At 73.8% G+C, this 15487-nt stretch carries 11 protein-coding genes and 1 tRNA gene; 5 read left to right on the forward strand and 7 right to left on the reverse strand.

Features of this window, described 5'->3' with window-relative positions:
* Nucleotides 1-128: 128 nt before the first annotated feature.
* The 5 genes from ABZW14_RS30955 to argS form a co-directional block, all read right to left on the reverse strand.
* On the reverse strand, nucleotides 129-3389 hold the full coding sequence (locus ABZW14_RS30955; protein ID WP_355353606.1) for an efflux RND transporter permease subunit: 3261 nt from the start codon (nucleotides 3387-3389) through the stop codon (nucleotides 129-131).
* A gap of 122 nt (nucleotides 3390-3511) precedes the next feature.
* Entirely contained in the window at nucleotides 3512-4561 is a 1050-nt protein-coding gene (gene thrC / locus ABZW14_RS30960) for a threonine synthase (protein ID WP_355353609.1), read from the reverse strand.
* A gap of 114 nt (nucleotides 4562-4675) precedes the next feature.
* Entirely contained in the window at nucleotides 4676-5986 is a 1311-nt protein-coding gene (locus ABZW14_RS30965; protein WP_355353612.1) for a homoserine dehydrogenase, read from the reverse strand.
* A complete protein-coding gene (gene lysA, locus ABZW14_RS30970; RefSeq protein WP_355353615.1) occupies nucleotides 5983-7368 on the reverse strand; it encodes a diaminopimelate decarboxylase in 1386 nt (461 codons plus the stop codon). Before lysA ends, ABZW14_RS30965 begins: the two co-directional genes overlap by 4 nt.
* On the reverse strand, nucleotides 7368-9032 hold the full coding sequence (gene argS, locus ABZW14_RS30975; protein WP_355353618.1) for an arginine--tRNA ligase: 1665 nt from the start codon (nucleotides 9030-9032) through the stop codon (nucleotides 7368-7370). The genes lysA and argS overlap by 1 nt, the downstream gene beginning before the upstream one ends.
* A 99-nt stretch (nucleotides 9033-9131) precedes the next feature.
* Between argS and ABZW14_RS30980 the strand changes: the two genes are divergently transcribed.
* The 4 genes from ABZW14_RS30980 to ABZW14_RS30995 all read left to right on the forward strand — a co-directional run bounded on the left by ABZW14_RS30980 (nucleotide 9132) and on the right by ABZW14_RS30995 (nucleotide 11646).
* Complete coding sequence (locus ABZW14_RS30980; RefSeq protein ID WP_355353621.1) at nucleotides 9132-9947, forward strand: DUF3105 domain-containing protein; 816 nt, start codon at nucleotides 9132-9134, stop codon at nucleotides 9945-9947.
* Nucleotides 9948-9957: 10 nt separating this feature from the next.
* On the forward strand, nucleotides 9958-10629 hold the full coding sequence (locus tag ABZW14_RS30985; RefSeq protein ID WP_355353624.1) for a DUF305 domain-containing protein: 672 nt from the start codon (nucleotides 9958-9960) through the stop codon (nucleotides 10627-10629).
* A 175-nt stretch (nucleotides 10630-10804) separates the two neighbouring features.
* On the forward strand, nucleotides 10805-11500 hold the full coding sequence (locus ABZW14_RS30990; RefSeq protein ID WP_091263069.1) for a winged helix-turn-helix domain-containing protein: 696 nt from the start codon (nucleotides 10805-10807) through the stop codon (nucleotides 11498-11500).
* Nucleotides 11501-11574: 74 nt separating this feature from the next.
* Nucleotides 11575-11646: transfer RNA gene (locus ABZW14_RS30995), tRNA-Arg, on the forward strand.
* Between the two features lie 45 nt (nucleotides 11647-11691).
* Here ABZW14_RS30995 and ligD read toward each other — a convergent pair.
* Nucleotides 11692-12651, reverse strand: a complete 960-nt coding sequence (gene ligD / locus ABZW14_RS31000) for a non-homologous end-joining DNA ligase (protein WP_355353627.1) — start codon at nucleotides 12649-12651, stop codon at nucleotides 11692-11694.
* 94 nt (nucleotides 12652-12745) lie between these two features.
* Nucleotides 12746-13516: an isocitrate lyase/phosphoenolpyruvate mutase family protein gene (locus tag ABZW14_RS31005; protein ID WP_355353630.1), complete on the reverse strand. Its 771-nt coding sequence runs from the start codon at nucleotides 13514-13516 to the stop codon at nucleotides 12746-12748.
* Between the two features lie 47 nt (nucleotides 13517-13563).
* Here ABZW14_RS31005 and ABZW14_RS31010 point away from each other — a divergent pair, with 47 nt between their 5' ends.
* A complete protein-coding gene (locus tag ABZW14_RS31010; protein ID WP_355353633.1) occupies nucleotides 13564-14970 on the forward strand; it encodes a PLP-dependent aminotransferase family protein in 1407 nt (468 codons plus the stop codon).
* The last annotated feature ends 517 nt before the right edge of the window (nucleotides 14971-15487 follow it).

Genomic DNA, 15487 nt, shown 5'->3' on the forward strand with positions numbered 1-15487 from the left:
GGGTCCGGCCGGCCAACCACTCTCCCCAAAACCCCCCCCCCCCCCCCCCCCCCGGGCCCCCCCCCCCCCCCCCCCCGGGGCGGCGGCGCCCCCCCCCCCCCCCCCCACCTCTCCGGGGGATCGCGCGGTTACTCCGTCGGCGGGAGCGGGGACCGGCGGCTCTTCGGCAGGCGCAGCACCTCGAACTGGTCCGTACCGTCGACCAGCGCGGCCGACGGTGCCGGGCGGGCCGGCGGCTCGGCGGCCGGGGCGGCCTCGGCCGGGCCGTCCCCGCCCCCGACAGTCACCGGAACCGGGACCGGGGCGGGTGCCGGCGGCTCGACGGGCGCCGACGCGCCCCGGCGGCGGCTCCGCCGCTCGCGGAGGGACTCCTTCGTGCGCTCCACCATCGTGTAGAGCGTCGGCACCAGGATCAGCGTGAGCAGCGTCGAGCTGAGCAGACCACCGATCACCACGACGGCCAGCGGCTTGGAGATGAAGCCGCCCTCACCGGTCAGGCCGAACGCCATCGGCAGCAGCGCGAACACGGTGGCGACCGCGGTCATGAGGATCGGCCGCAGCCGGCGCCGGCCGCCCTCGACCACCGCCTCGGTCACGCCCATGCCCTGTCCCCGGTACTGGTTGATCAGGTCGAGCAGCACGATCGCGTTGGTCACCACGATGCCGACCAGCATGAGCACGCCGATCAGCGCCGGCACGCCCAGCGGGGTCCCGGTGAGCAGCAGCAGCCCGATCGCGCCGGTCGCCGCGAACGGCACGGAGATCAGCAGGATCAGCGCCTGGGTCAGACTGCGGAACGTGCCCACCATGATCAGGAAGACGATCGCGATCGCGGCCAGCACAGCCAGCCCCAGGTCGGCGAAGGCGTCGGCCTGGTCCGCGCTGACCCCGCCGATGACGAACGTCGCCCCCGGCACGTCCAGCGCATCCAGCTTCTTCTGCAGCTCCTGGGTGGTGGCGCCGAGGTTCGAGCCGGTCGCCGTGCCGGTCACCGACACGCTGCGCTCGCCGTCGATCCGGGTCACCTGCTGCGGGCCCTCGACCTGGTTCACGTCGGCGATGTCGTCCAGCTTGACCGGGCCGACCGGCAGCGCCCGCAGCTCGGCCACGCTCAGCGGCGGCCGGGCCCCGGTGCTCAGCACCACGTCCTGCGGCGTGCCGTCGAGAGTGACCTGGCCGAGCGGCGCCCCCCGGTACGCCTGGGCCACGACCTGCCCCACCGCAGCCTCGGTCAGCCCGGCACGGGCCGCGGCGACCCGGTCCACGGTCACCTCGACCCGGGGCACCCGGGTGGCCAGGCCGGTGGTGACGTCCTCGACGCCCGCGGTGCCGGCCATCGCCTCCCGGACGGCCTCGGCGGCCCGGGTCAGCGTCTCCTGGTCGGCGGCCTGCACGACCACCTCGAGCTGGTTGGCGGAGGCGTTCTGCCCGCCGCCGAAGGTCACCTCGCCGGCCTCCGGGCCGAGCGCGTCGAACTCCTTGCGCAGCTTCTCGCGCACCTCCGCGGCGTCGGTGTCGTCGGTGAGCGCCAGCGACCAGGAGGCGGTGTCGTTGCCGCCGCCCGCCCACGGGTTGTCGCCGCCGCCCGCGGTGACCTGGTACGTCGCCACCCCCGGCGTACGCCGCAGGATCTCCTCGACCTTGGCGGCGGCCTGGTCGGTGCCGGTCAGGCCGGTGCCCGCCGGCAGCTCCTGCCGGATGGCCAGCGTGTCCTGGCCGGAGTCGTCCAGGAAGTTGGTCTCCAGCTTCTGTGCCAGGCCGAAGGTGCCGAACAGCACCAGGAGGCCCAGCGCCACGGTCGCCCAGCGGGTGCCCCGGGAGCGGGTGGCGAACCCGATCACCGGCAGGTACGCCCGCTGCAACGGGCTGCGCAGCTCCTTCTCCGCGGCGGCGTGCCGGGCGGCGGCCTCGTCGGCGCCGCCGCGCGGCGGCTTGAGGAACCAGTACGCCAGGACCGGGATCACGGTCAGCGAGACCAGCAGCGAGGCGAGCAGGGCCACCGTCACGGTGATCGCGAACGGCGCGAAGAGCTGCCCGACGAAGCCGCCCACCAGGGCGATCGGTGCGAAGACGGCGACCGTCGTGAGGGTGGAGGCGGTGACCGCGCCGGCCACCTCGCGGACGGCGGCCAGGATGGCGTCCCGCTTCGGCTCGCCGTACTCCAGGTGCCGCTTGATGTTCTCCAGCACCACGATCGAGTCGTCGACCACCCGGCCGACCGCGATGGTCAGCGCGCCGAGGGTCAGCAGGTTCAGCGAGTAGTCGCCGGCCCACAGCACGATCAGCGCGACCAGCACGGACAGCGGGATGGAGACCGCGGTGACCACGGTCGAGCGGACCGACAGCAGGAAGACCAGGATCACCACGACCGCCATGAGCAGGCCGAGCAGGCCCTCGGTGGTGAGGCTCTCGATGGACCGCTCGACGAACGGGGCCTGGTCGAAGACCACGGTCAGGTCGGCGCCGGAGGCGGCCTCCAGCTTGTCGAGGCGGTCCCGGATGTCGTGCGAGATGGCCACCGCGTTGCCGTCGGGCGAGGCCGTGACGGCGATGCCGAGGCTGGGCTTGCCGTTGGTGCGGGTGAAGGCGGTGGCCGGGGCGAGCTGCTGCTCCACCCGCGCCACGTCGCCGAGGCGTACCGGGGCGGCGGGGGCGGTGCTGAGCACGATCCCGCGCAGGTCGTCCACCGTGCGGATCGGGGTGCCCACCTGCACCGGCAGCGAGCGGCCGCCCTCGGTCACCGCGCCGGCCGGCAGCGCCACGCCGTTGGTCTTCAGTGCCTGGGCGATCGCCGTCGGGGCGAGCCGGGCCGCGGCCAGCTTCGCCGCGTCGGGAACGATGGTCACGACCTGGTCGCGGGCGCCGGTCACGTCGACCGCGCGGACCCCGTCCAGCCCCTCCAGCTCGGGTACGACGGTGGCGCGCAGCTTCTCGGCCAGGGCCTGCTCGTCGCCGCCGGTCGCGGCGACCACCACGGCGGGCAGGTCGTCGGTGCTGCCGGCGATCACCTGCGGGTCGACGCCCTCGGGAAGCTGGGCGTCGATCCGGCTCAGCGCGGTCTGCATCTTGTTGACCACGTCGTCCAGGTCGGTGCCGAACTCGTACTGCACCTGAACGGTCGCGGAGCCCTCGCGCGAGGTGGAGGTGACCTTCTCCAGCCCCGGGATGCCCTGGAGGCTGTTCTCGATCGGCTCGGCTACCTGGGCCTCGACGATCTCCGGCGCGGCACCCGGGTACGGCGCCACGATGAACGCGGCGGGGAACTCCAGCGACGGCAGCAGCTGCTGCTTCAGCGACGGCACGGCGAACGCCCCGAACGCCGCGGTCACCAGTGCGATGAGGGCGATCAGCCCCCGGTTGGCGAGACTGAATCTGGCGAGCAGCGACATGGGCGTTACTCACTCCTGGAAAGGGGTGTACGGGGTGCACCGAGTCTGCCGCACGCGATCACGCTCCCACGCATGGACCCCGGCCGGCGTGACGGGGCGCGCCCCGGCCCCGCGCCGACGCGTCAGATCAGGTCGAGGGAGCGGGCCGCGGCGAGGGCGTCGTTGGCGATGGTGAGCGGGGCGGGGGCCGTGGAGATGGCCCACTCCGGGTCCTTGAGGCCGTGGCCGGTCACCGTGCAGACCACGGTGGCGCCCGCCGGCACGTGACCCGCGGCGGCCTGCTGGAGCAGCCCGGCCACGCTGGCCGCACTGCCCAGCTCGACGAAGACCCCGACCTCGCGGGCCAGCAGCCGGTACGCCGAGAGGATCTCCCGGTCGGTGACCGCCGAGATCAGCCCGCCGGAGGCGTCGCGGGCGTCGAGCGCCTTGGTCCAGCTCGCCGGGTTGCCGATCCGGATCGCGGTGGCGATGGTCGACGGCTCCGGCACCACCTGACCGGTGACGATCGGCGCGGCGCCGGCCGCCTGGAAGCCGTACATCTTCGGGGCCTTCGTGGCGTTGCCGTCACGCAGGTCCTCCGAGTAGCCCATCCAGTAGGCGGAGATGTTGCCGGCGTTGCCCACCGGCAGGCAGTGGATGTCGGGCGCATCGCCGAGCGCCTCGACGATCTCGAACGCCGCGGTCTTCTGCCCGTGCAGCCGGTCGATGTTGACCGAGTTGACCAGCGCGACCGGGTAGTCCTGAGCGAGCTTGCCGGCCAGCGACAGGCAGTCGTCGAAGTTGCCCTGCACCTGGAGCAGCTTGGCGCCGTGCACCAGCGCCTGGGCCAGCTTGCCCAGCGCGATCTTGCCCTGCGGCACCAGCACGGCGCAGGTGATCCCGGCCCGGGCCGCGTACGCGGCGGCGGAGGCGCTCGTGTTGCCCGTGGAGGCGCAGATGATCGCCTTGTCACCGGCCTCGACGGCCTTGGAGACGGCGACCGTCATGCCCCGGTCCTTGAACGAGCCGGTCGGGTTGGCCCCCTCGACCTTGAGCCACACGTCGGCGCCGACCCGGGTGGAGAGCACCGGCGCCGGCAGCAGCGGCGTGTTTCCCTCGTGCAGGGTGACGACGGGAGTGGCGTCGGTGACCGGCAGCCGGTCCCGGTACGCCTCGATCAGACCCCGCCACATGTCGCGCTCCTCGCCTCTGCCGCCCCGGTCGCCGCGGGGCCCCTACCAGCGTGGACCAGCCTTCCCGACCGGCCGCCGGCACACCTCCGGTTAACCATCAGGCGGGACGCCCGGCTACGCCCCGCCCTCGACCCGCAGCACGCTCGTCACCGAGCGGACGATGTCCAGGCCGCGCAGCTCGCGGACGGTGGCCGCGAGCGCGGCGTCCGGGGCCACGTGGGTCACGATGACCAGCTCGGCGTCGGAGCCGCCGCCGGCCGGGCCCTGTCGCACGGTGGCGATGGAGACCTCGTGCCGGGCGAAGACCCCGGCCACCGCCTCCAGCACACCCGGCCGGTCGGCCACGTCGAGACTGACGTGGTAGCGGGTGAGCGCCTCGCCCATCGGCCGCACCGACAGGTCCGCGTACGCCGACTCGCTGGCCGCGTGCACCCCGGCGAGGCGGTTGCGGGCCACCGCCACCACGTCGCCGAGGACCGCGCTGGCGGTCGGCGCGCCGCCCGCGCCCCGGCCGTAGAACATGAGCTGCCCGGCCGCCTCGGCCTCGACGAAGACCGCGTTGAACGCGTCGCCGACGCCGGCCAGCGGATGCGCCAGCGGGATCATGGCCGGGTGCACCCGCACGCTGACCGTCTCGCGGCCGGCCGCGTCGGTGCCCCGGGCGGCGATGCAGAGCAGCTTGATGGTGCAGCCCATGGCCTTGGCGCTGGCCACGTCGGCGGCGGTCACCTCGGTGATGCCCTCGCGGTGCACGTCGGCGGCGGTGACGCGGGTGTGGAACGCCAGCGAGGCGAGGATGGCCGCCTTGGCGGCGGCGTCGAAGCCCTCCACGTCGGCCGTCGGGTCGGCCTCGGCGTAGCCCAGCTCGGTGGCCTCCTCCAGGGCCTCGGCGAAGCCGGCCCCGGTGGCGTCCATGGCGGAGAGGATGAAGTTGGTGGTGCCGTTGACGATGCCGGTGACGCGGTTGATCCGGTCACCGTGCAGCGACTCGCGCAGCGGGCGCAGCAGCGGGATGGCCCCGGCGACGCTGGCCTCGTAATAGAGGTCCGCCCCGCCCTCGGCGGCCGCGTCGTGCAGCGTCGCGCCGTCCTCGGCGAGCAGCGCCTTGTTGGCGGTGACCACGCTCTTGCCGGCGCGCAGCGCCTCGACCAGCCAGGTGCGGGCCGGCTCGATCCCGCCGACCACCTCGACCACGACGTCCACGTCGTCCCGCTTGACCAGGCCGAGCGGGTCGGTGGTGAACAGGGCGGGGTCGACCGGCAGGTCGCCGCGGTCGCGGCCGACCCGGCGCACGGCGATGCCGGCGATCTCCAGCGGTGCGCCGATCCGGGCGGCGAGGTCGGCCGACTGCTCGTGCAGCAGCCGCACCACGTCGCTGCCGACCGTGCCGCAGCCGAGCAGGGCCAAGCGAACGGGTGAGGTCATCCGACATCCAATGCGAGCAGGTCGTCTTCGGTCTCCCGGCGGACGATCAGCCGCGCCCGACCGTCACGGACGGCGACGACCGGGGGCCGCGGGACATGGTTGTAGTTGCTGGCCATGCTCCGGCAGTAGGCCCCGGTGCCGGGCACCGCGACAAGATCTCCGGGCTGCACGTCGGCGGGCAGGAATTCATCCTTCACCACGATGTCCCCGGACTCACAATGCTTTCCCACCACGCGGGCGAGCATCGGCTCGGCTGCGGAGACCCGGTTTGCCACGGTCGCCGAGTACGAGGCGTCGTAGAGCGCGGTGCGGATGTTGTCGCTCATCCCCCCGTCGACGCTCACGTAGGTGCGGATCCCGTCGACGTCCTTCACCGTGCCCACCTCGTAGAGGGTGAACACCGCGGGTCCGACGATGGCCCGGCCCGGCTCGATGGACAGGTGCGGCACGGCCAGATTCTCCGCCGCGCACTCCCCGTCAACGATCTTGCGCAGCCGCTTGGCCAGCTCGTGCGGCGTGGCCGGGTCGTCCTGCGTGGTGTACGCGATGCCGAAGCCGCCGCCCAGGTCCAGCTCGGGCAGCTCGACCCCGCGCGCGTCGCGGATCTGCGCCTGGAGGGCGAGCACCCGCCGGGCGGAGACCTCGAAGCCGCTGGCGTCGAAGATCTGCGAGCCGATGTGCGAGTGCAGCCCGCGCAGCTCCAGCACGTCCTCGTCAAGGATCTTGAAGGCGGCCGCCGCGGCCGCACCGCCCGCGAGGGAGAAGCCGAACTTCTGGTCCTCGTGCGCGGTGGCGATGAACTCGTGGGTGTGCGCCTCCACGCCTACGGTCACCCGGACCAGCACCCTCGGGCGCACCCCGCGCTCCCGGGCCAGCGCGGTGAGCCGGTCGATCTCGGCGAACGAGTCGACGATGATCCGGCCCACCCCGGCGTCCACGGCCCGGGTCAGCTCGGCCACCGACTTGTTGTTGCCGTGGAAGCCGATCCGCGCCGGGTCCATGCCGGCCGACAGCGCGGTGGCCAGCTCACCCCCGCTGCAGACGTCGAGGAACAGGCCCTCCTCGGCGATCATCCGGACCACCGCCCGGCAGAGGAACGCCTTGCCGGCGTAGTAGACGTCGGCGTCCGGGAAGGCCTCGCGGAACTCGCGGCCGCGGGCGCGCAGGTCGTCCTCGTCCAGCACGTACACCGGGGTGCCGAACTCGGCGGCCAGGTCGCGGACGTCCAGGCCCGCGACCGTCAGCGCGCCGCCCGCGCCGCGCGCCACGTTGCGCGGCCACAGCTGCGGGACCAGGTCGTTGACGTCGATCGGGGTACGCAGCCAGGCCGGCCCCCGGTTGCCGATGTCGCCGTGCAGGGCACCGGCCTCGTGCGCCCGCATTACATCCGCTCCGGAGCCGAGACGCCGAGCAGGCGCAGGCCGTTGGCGATGACCACCCGGGTGGCGTCGTTGAGCCAGAGCCGGGCCCGGTGCAGGTCGGTGGCCTCCTCGTCGCCGCGCGGCAGGATCCGGCAGTTGTCGTAGAACCGGTGGTATGCGCCGGCGAGCCGCTCCAGGTAGCGGGCGACCAGGTGCGGGCCGCGCAGCTCGGCCGCCGAGGAGACCACGGCGGGGAACTCGGCCAGGGCCTTGAGCAGCTCGTTCTCCTTCTCGTGGGAGAGCAGCTCGGCGTGGAAGCCGCCGGCCTCGCCCCGGGTCAGCCCGACCTCGGCGGCGTTGCGGCCCACGCTGGCCGTGCGGGCGGCCACGTACTGCACGTAGTAGACCGGGTTGTCGCGGGTGGCCCGGGTCCACAGCTCCACGTCGATGTCGATCGGCGAGTCGCTGGAGTAGCGGGCGAGCGCGTAGCGGGAGGCGTCCACGCCGATCGCGTCGACCAGGTCCTCCAGGGTGACCACCGTGCCGGCCCGCTTGCTCATCCGGACCGGAGCGCCGTCGCGGAGCAGGTTGACCAGCTGGCCGATGAGGATCTCCAGGTTGGTGTCCGGGTCGTCACCGAAGCACGCGGCCATGGCCTTCATCCGGCCGATGTAGCCGTGGTGGTCGGCGCCCAGCATGATCACGACCCGCTCGAAGCCGCGCTCCCGCTTGTCCAGGTAGTAGGCGCAGTCGGCGGCGAAGTAGGTCCACTCGCCGTTGGACTTGCGCAGCACCCGGTCCTTGTCGTCGCCGAAGTCGGTGGTGCGCAGCCAGGTGGCGCCCTCGGACTCGTAGAGGTGGCCCTGCTCACGCAGCCGGTCGAGCGCCTTGTCCAGCTCACCCCGGTCGTGCAGGTCCTTCTCGTTGAAGTAGGTGTCGAACTCCACGCCGAAGTCGCGCAGCGACGACTTGATCTCGGCGAACATCAGCTGTACGCCCTCGACCCGGAACACCTCCTGGGCCGCGGCCTCGTCGAGGTCGAGGACCTCGGGCCGGCGCTTGACCACCTCGGCCGCGATCTCCGCGATGTACGCGCCGCCGTAGCCGTCCTCCGGGGCCGGCTGGCCCTGGGCGGCGGCGAGCAGTGAGCGGGCGAACCGGTCGATCTGGGACCCGGCGTCGTTGAAGTAGTACTCGGTGCCGACGTCGGCGCCCGTGGCGCGGAGCAGCCGGCTGAGCGCGTCGCCGACGGCCGCCCAGCGGACGCCGCCGATGTGCACCGGGCCGGTCGGGTTCGCCGAGACGAACTCCAGGTTGATCCGCTGGCCGGCGAGGGCGTCGCTGCGGCCGTACGCCGGGCCGGCCTCGACGATGACCCTGGCGAGCTGGCCCGCGGCGGCCGCGTCGAGCCGGATGTTGAGGAAGCCCGGGCCGGCGATCTCCACCGACTTGACCCCCGGCGCCTTGCCCAGCTGGTCGGACAGGGCGGCGGCCAGCTCCCGCGGGGGCACGCCGACCTTCTTGCTGAGCTGGAGTGCCAGCGTCGAGGCGTAGTCGCCGTGCTCGGGGTTGCGGGGTCGCTCGACGGTGGTCTGCGCGGGCAGCGCGGAGCGATCCAGGCCCCGGTCTTCGAAGACGGCGTGGGCTGCGGAGAGGACGACCTCGGCGAGTTCTGCGGGAGTCACCGAACCATGTTATCGGGGGTAGACTCGGTCCCCGCGGCGGCGACCCAGCATGTGAACCGGCCCCGCGGCTCCCCTGACCGACCGACCTGACGAGGCACGATGAGCATCAGCACCCCGGGCGGCCCGGAGCGCCGTCCGACCGTGGTCAGCACCGGCAAGAAGCCGGCCGCCGGCCGGCCCGCGGCTGCCGACAAGCCCGCCGGTGGCAAGGCCGGCAAGGGCACCCCGCCGCGCAGCGGCGGCAAGGGCCGCAAGCCGGTCACCCCGGTGAAGGTCAGCCAGGGTCGCTCGTGGGGTCCGATCGCCCTCTTCGTCGCGGTCGGCGTGCTGGCCGTCGGCATCATCGGCGTGGGCGCCTGGGCGGTCTACCAGGGCGCGCAGCCGTGGCAGAAGCGGGCCGACGCGATCAACGGCATCGTCGACTTCCGCAAGAAGGACAAGGACCTGGTCAAGGGCGGCCAGCACCAGCCGGGCTCGATCAAGTACGACGTGCTCCCGCCGGTGGGCGGCCCGCACAACCAGGCCTGGCAGAACTGCATGGGCGACGTCTACGACGCCCCGATCGCCAACGAGCACGCGGTGCACAGCCTGGAGCACGGCACGGTCTGGATCACCTACCGCCCCGACCTGCCCGCTGACCAGGTGGCCAAGCTCAAGGCCAAGGTGCAGGGCAAGGAGAAGATGATGCTCAGCCCGTTCGAGGGGCTGGACAAGCCGATCTCGCTCCAGGCCTGGGGCTTCCAGCTCAAGGTCGACAACGCCGACGACGGCCGGATCGACGAGTTCATCAAGACGCTGCGCGTGAACGCCTCCGTGGAGGGCCCGACCGCGCTCTGCGACCAGGGTGTCACCGCCACCGGCACCACGCCGCGCGACAACCTGGGCAACAACATGCCCGAGCAGCCGACCCAGTGAGGACGCCGCGATGACCGCCGCGACCACGGACACCGACCTCGACGAGGCCCCGGTCACCGACGCCGGTGACCGGGGGGCCGCGCGGCGCTTCGGCGCCCTGGCCCTGGCCGCCGCCGTCGTGGTCGGCCTCCTCCTCGGGTACGCGGGCGGTCTGCTCACCCCGACACTCACCCGTCCGGGCGACAACTCGGCCGAGGCCGGCTTCGCCCGGGACATGACCGCCCACCATTCGCAGGCGGTGGCCATGGGGCTGCTGGCGTTCCGGCAGGGCCAGGACCCGGAGGTACGCCAGATGGGCGGCGACATCGCCACCGGGCAGCAGGGCGAGATCGGCACCATGCAGACCTGGCTGCGCTCCTGGAAGCTGGACCCGACCGGCGACCAGGCGCCGATGACCTGGATGTCGGACGGCCCCGCGCTGGTGAAGAACGGCCTGATGCCGGGCATGGCCACGCCGGAGGAGATGGCGAAGCTGCGGGCCGCCAGCGGGCGCGACTTCGACGTGCTCTTCCTGCAGATGATGATCCGGCACCACGTCGGCGGCGTGCACATGATCGACGGGATCCTCGACCAGGGGCACGACGACGACGTGCTGAAGGTCGCGCAGGTCATGAAGAACACCCAGCAGAACGACCTCGCCAACCTCACGGCGGCGCTCAAGCGCCTGGGCGGCACGCTGTAACACCGCTCGCCCGGGGGCCCGCGTCGCGCGACGCGGGCCCTTCGCGTACCTCGGGTCAGGCTGCGTCCGTTATGCCGCTTTATAATGTTTTGAGCTGTACAACCCATTGCGCTGCTTGGAGACTTTTCTCCACACATATCGTGACCAGTTGCGATTCGGGCTCGTTGCGCAGGACGTGGGGGTTGCACTCAGAGACGCAGGGCGGTCGGTGACCAGCTGGTGCCGACGCCACACCATCGGCGGTGACGGGGCGGTGGCAGCCGTCCGTCGCGGACTGCGGCAGGGCGAGCCGGGAACGCTCAGCCGCGAACAGGAACTCGAACTGATCGACGTGCTGCGGGGCGTCCACCCCGACGAGTTCGGCCTGGACGAGGAGCTCTGGACGCGACAGAGCCTCACCACCCTCATCGAGCGCCAGTTCGAGCTGACCATGGACGCCGGCACGGTCGGGGCGTACCTGCGGGCCTGGGGGTTGGGTCCGCGGGAGCCCCGCGAGCGGGCCTGCGGGCTCTGCGTGGGCGCGGTCGAGCGCTGGGTACGCAGCGAGTACCCGTCGATCACCCGGTCCGCCCAGGAGCACGCCGCCGAGGTCTACTGGATCGGCCGCGTACGCCTGCGTGGCACCATGCCGGCGGCCGACGTGATCTCCGCGGTCTCGTCGCGCGGCCGGGTGCGCTTCATGATCACTACTCCCACGGTCGACCCGCCGCTCCCCCGCGAATTCGTGCTGCGGCTCAGCGGCGCCGAGGAACGCACGGTGCACCTGATCGTCGACGGCTCCTGGCCGCGCAACGAATGGCCGCGCCGCCTGCCCCGCCGCATCGTCCTCCACCCGCTGCCGAGTTGCGGCCGCCCCGTGGCCGCCGCCTGATCCATCGCGAACGGTGCGCGGGATGCCGATTCGGTGATCCGGGAGGGCGTTTGCTACTCTTCTCGGGTCGCTGAGCCCCCGTAGCTCAGGGGATAGAGCACCGCCCTCCGGAGGCGGGGGCGCAGGTTCGAATCCTGCCGGGGGCACAGACAGGAAGAAGCCCGGGCCGCTGGCCCGGGCTTTTTCGCTGCTCAGCCGGCCTCGCGGCGGGCCTTCGCGCGGCGCTTGCCCTCGTGCATGGCCTGCACCCGGGCCACCGGGATGGTGCGCCCCTCCGCCACCAGATCCTCCGGCAGCCGCTGCGGCGCGGGCAACGCCTCCGCCCACGGATCCCGGTCGCCGAGCAGCCCCGGCACCGTCTTCACGGTGAAGTCGGCCGGGGTCGCCGCCTCGACATCGGCCCAGCCGACCGGGTACGACACGGGTGTGCCCGGCCGGATCCGCGGGCTGTACGCGGCCGCCACGGTCGCCCCGTACGACCGGGTGGAGTCGACGAAGACCCGGCCGCCGCGGTCCTCGACGATGAAGGCGGTGGTGGCCAGCGCCGGGTCGAGCCGCTCGGCGCGGGCGGCGAGGGCCCGGGTCGCGGCGGCGGCCTCCTCGGCGGTGGTCGCCGGGTCCACCGGCACGATCACGTGCAGGCCCTTCGCCCCGCTGGTCTTCACCGCACCGGCCAGCCCGGCCTCGGTGAGCGCCTGCCGGACCAGCAGCGCGGTGCGGACCGCCATGGTGAACGAGTCGCCCGGCGGCGGGTCCAGGTCGAGCACCAGGTGGGTGGGGTGTTCGGGGTGGCCCGCGTGGCCCAGCGTCGGGTGGTACTCGACGGCCCGCTGGTTGGCGAACCAGAGCAACGTGCGCCGGTCGTCGCAGAGCGCGTACGAGATGGTGCGGTGCGAGGCCTCCGCCCAGACCGAGGTGCGACGCACCCAGTCCGGCGTGTATTTCGGCAGGTTCTTCTGCATGAACGGCTCCTGGCCGGGCCGCACCCGGACCACCGACAGCGGCCGGTCCCGCAGCCCGGGCAGGATCCGCTCGTGGACGGCGTCCAGGTAGTCGACCAGGTCACGCTTGGTGGCCCCGGCCTCGTCGAACAGCGGTTGGTCCAGATTGGTCAGTGACACCCCGGCCCGGGTCTCGTCAGCGGCGCCCATCCGCCCACCTTCCCGGGCCGGGCGCGGGTCGGCAACCCCGACACGGCGTTCCGGCGGCGCGGCGACCGGGTCGGCGTGGCCGGCGGCCGGCCGGTCACGGGGTCGCCTCGTCGCCCGCCCGGATCGCGGCGAGCATCCCGGCCAGACGGGCGCGGGTGGCCGCGTACAGGCCGGAGCCGTAGCTGATCCGGGCCACGCCCAAGGCGGCCAGCTCGGCCGGGGCCGGGGCGCCGGGCCGGGCCAGGATGTTGACCGGGGCGGCCACCTCGGTCACGAGCTCGCGGATCTGCTCCGGGTCGGCCAGCAGGATCGGGTAGACGCAGTCCGCTCCGGCGGCCAGGTAGCGACGTCCCCGGCGGACCGCCTCGGCGAGCCGTTCCTCGGCCGGGCCGTACGCCCGCAGGTGCACGTCGACCCGCGCGTTGAGCACCAGATCCACGCCGGCCGCCCGGGCGGCGGCCCGGATCCCGGCCAGCAGCTCGGCCTGCTCCTCCACGTCGGACACCTCCCGCGTACGCGGGTCGGAGTCCTCGATGTTGCAGCCCACCGCCCCGGCGGCCAGCAGCCGCTCGACCAGCTCGGCCGGGCGCAGCCCGTACCCCCGTTCCAGGTCGGCGGTGACCGGGACCGGCGCCGCGGCGGTGATCCGGGCGATCGCCGCGAACAACTCGCCCACCGGAGTGGCCTCGCCGTCGGCGTGACCGAGCGCCTCGGCGACCGCGGCGCTGCTGGTGGCGACGGCCGGAAAGCCCGCCGCGACCACGGCCCGCGCGGACCCCGGGTCCCAGGCGTTGGGCAGGATCAGCGGGTCCCCGGGGCGGTGCAGCGCGCGCAGCGCGGCCGCCCGCCGGCTCAGCTCGGTCATGCGGTCAGTCTCGCCGGCCCGGCGGCCCGCCCGTAAGCTCCAATTCCGTGCCGACGGACTGGGCCGATCTCGGCGTCGACCTGCATCTGGAGCTGGACATCACCGGTGGCCGGCGGGCCGGGCTGGAACGGGCGCTGCGGGACGCCATCCGCGACGGCCGGCTCCCGCCCGCCACCCGGCTGCCGGCCACCCGCACCCTCGCCGCCGAGCTGGGCCTGTCCCGGGGCACCGTGAGCGCCGCCTACGACCAGCTGGTCGCCGAGGGCTGGCTGGTCGCCCGGATCGGCGCGGGCACCGAGGTCAGCGCGCTGCGCGCGGCCGTGCCGCCGCCGGCCGCTCCGCCGCCCGGGCTGCCGGCCTTCCGGTACGACCTGCGCCCCGGCAGCCCCGACGTCGGCCTCTTCCCGGTCACCGCCTGGCTGCGGGCCACCCGCCGCGCGCTGGCCGTGGCACCCGCCGAGGCGTACGGCTACGGCGACCCGCGTGGCCGGCCGGAGCTGCGCCGGTCGCTCGCCGGCTACCTGGGGCGGGCCCGCGGCGTGCTGGCCGACCCGGAACGGATCGTGGTCACCACCGGCTACGTCCAGGCCCTCGTGCTGCTCACCGGCGTGCTCCGGGACGCCGGCACGCCCACGCTGGCCATGGAGGACCCCGGGCTCGCCTTCCACCGCGACGTGGTCCGCCGGCACGGCGGCACCGTGCTGCCGCTGCCCGTGGACGGGCTCGGCGCGCGCACCGACCTGCTCGGCACCGGACCGCTGGCCCGGGTGGGCGCCGCCGTGGTGACCCCGGCGCACCAGTTCCCCACCGGGGTGACCCTGCACCCGGCGCGCCGGCACGCACTGACCGAGTGGGCCCGGTCCACCGGCGGCCTGGTGATCGAGGACGACTACGACGGCGAGTTCCGCTACGACCGGCAGCCCGTCGGCTCCGTCCAGGGCACCGCACCGGAGCAGGTCGCGTACGTCGGCACGGCGGCCAAGACGCTCGGTCCGGCGCTGCGCCTGGCCTGGCTGGTGCTGCCGGCGCGGCTGGTGGAGCCGGTGGTGGAGGCCAAGCGCCACCTCGACCTCCAGAGCGAGACGATCGGCCAGCTCGCCCTCGCCGAGCTGATCGACGGCCACGGGTACGACCGGCAGGTCCGCACCGTCCGGCGCCGCTACCGCCAGCGGCGGGACCTGCTCCTGGCGCGGCTGGGCCGCCGGTCGGACCTGGACGGGGTGGCGGCCGGCCTGCACGCCACCATCCACCTGCGAGCGGACAGCCCGCCCGAGGCGGAGGTGCTGGCCGCGGCCGCCGCGCGCGGGCTCGCCGTCGGCGGGCTGGCACCGCACCGGCACGACCCGGCGGGCGGGGCGCCCGGCCTGGTGGTCGGCTATGCCCACCCGCCCGCGCACGCCTACCCCTCCGCCGTGGACCTCCTGGCTCGGGTGCTGCACGACCTGGGCGCCTGACCGACACCGCGCGCCGCACCATCGGCGGAGCCGCTCACCGCTGCGGGCCTGGTGTAGCTCGTGGCCGACTACGAACTTGATGTCGCCAACGACTCATCGCACCCACCAACCGCCACGGACCCGCTCGACCCGGCCAGCCCTGCCCGTCCGGCCCCGCCGGCTGAAACCGCCGCCCGACCGAATCTCCACCGCGCGGCCAAGTCCGTCCGGCCCAGTCGATGCCGTCATCCCGAATCCGCCGGTCCAGTCCTGATCGCGCGGCCCGGATCCGTCCGCATCAGTCCCCCGGGGCGGGATCCACCCGACCCGGTCGGCACCGCCGGACCGAATCCACCCGGCCGAGTCCGCACCGCCCGGCCGAGCCCATCCGCCCGGCCGGGCCGGCTGATTCGTCCACGACATCAAGTTGGTAGCGGGCGATGGGGACCTCCCGCACCACGTCCTGGATCTCCTCCGGCTCCGCCCCTGCCGATCTTGGCGAGTTTCCGTTCGTGAGGAACGGAAACTCGCCAAGATC

Source organism: Micromonospora sp. NPDC004551, assembly GCF_040609975.1.
Lineage (GTDB): Bacteria > Actinomycetota > Actinomycetes > Mycobacteriales > Micromonosporaceae > Micromonospora.

What these genes read in the sequence shown, in the direction of transcription:
- ABZW14_RS30955 (WP_355353606.1), bottom strand. Translation starts at nt 3,389, where the DNA reads ATGTCGCTGCTCGCCAGATTCAGTCTCGCCAACCGGGGGCTGATCGCC.
- thrC (WP_355353609.1), bottom strand. Translation starts at nt 4,561, where the DNA reads ATGTGGCGGGGTCTGATCGAGGCGTACCGGGACCGGCTGCCGGTCACC.
- ABZW14_RS30965 (WP_355353612.1), bottom strand. Translation starts at nt 5,986, where the DNA reads ATGACCTCACCCGTTCGCTTGGCCCTGCTCGGCTGCGGCACGGTCGGC.
- lysA (WP_355353615.1), bottom strand. Translation starts at nt 7,368, where the DNA reads ATGCGGGCGCACGAGGCCGGTGCCCTGCACGGCGACATCGGCAACCGG.
- ABZW14_RS30980 (WP_355353621.1), top strand. Translation starts at nt 9,132, where the DNA reads ATGAGCATCAGCACCCCGGGCGGCCCGGAGCGCCGTCCGACCGTGGTC.
- ABZW14_RS30985 (WP_355353624.1), top strand. Translation starts at nt 9,958, where the DNA reads ATGACCGCCGCGACCACGGACACCGACCTCGACGAGGCCCCGGTCACC.
- ligD (WP_355353627.1), bottom strand. Translation starts at nt 12,651, where the DNA reads ATGGGCGCCGCTGACGAGACCCGGGCCGGGGTGTCACTGACCAATCTG.
- ABZW14_RS31005 (WP_355353630.1), bottom strand. Translation starts at nt 13,516, where the DNA reads ATGACCGAGCTGAGCCGGCGGGCGGCCGCGCTGCGCGCGCTGCACCGC.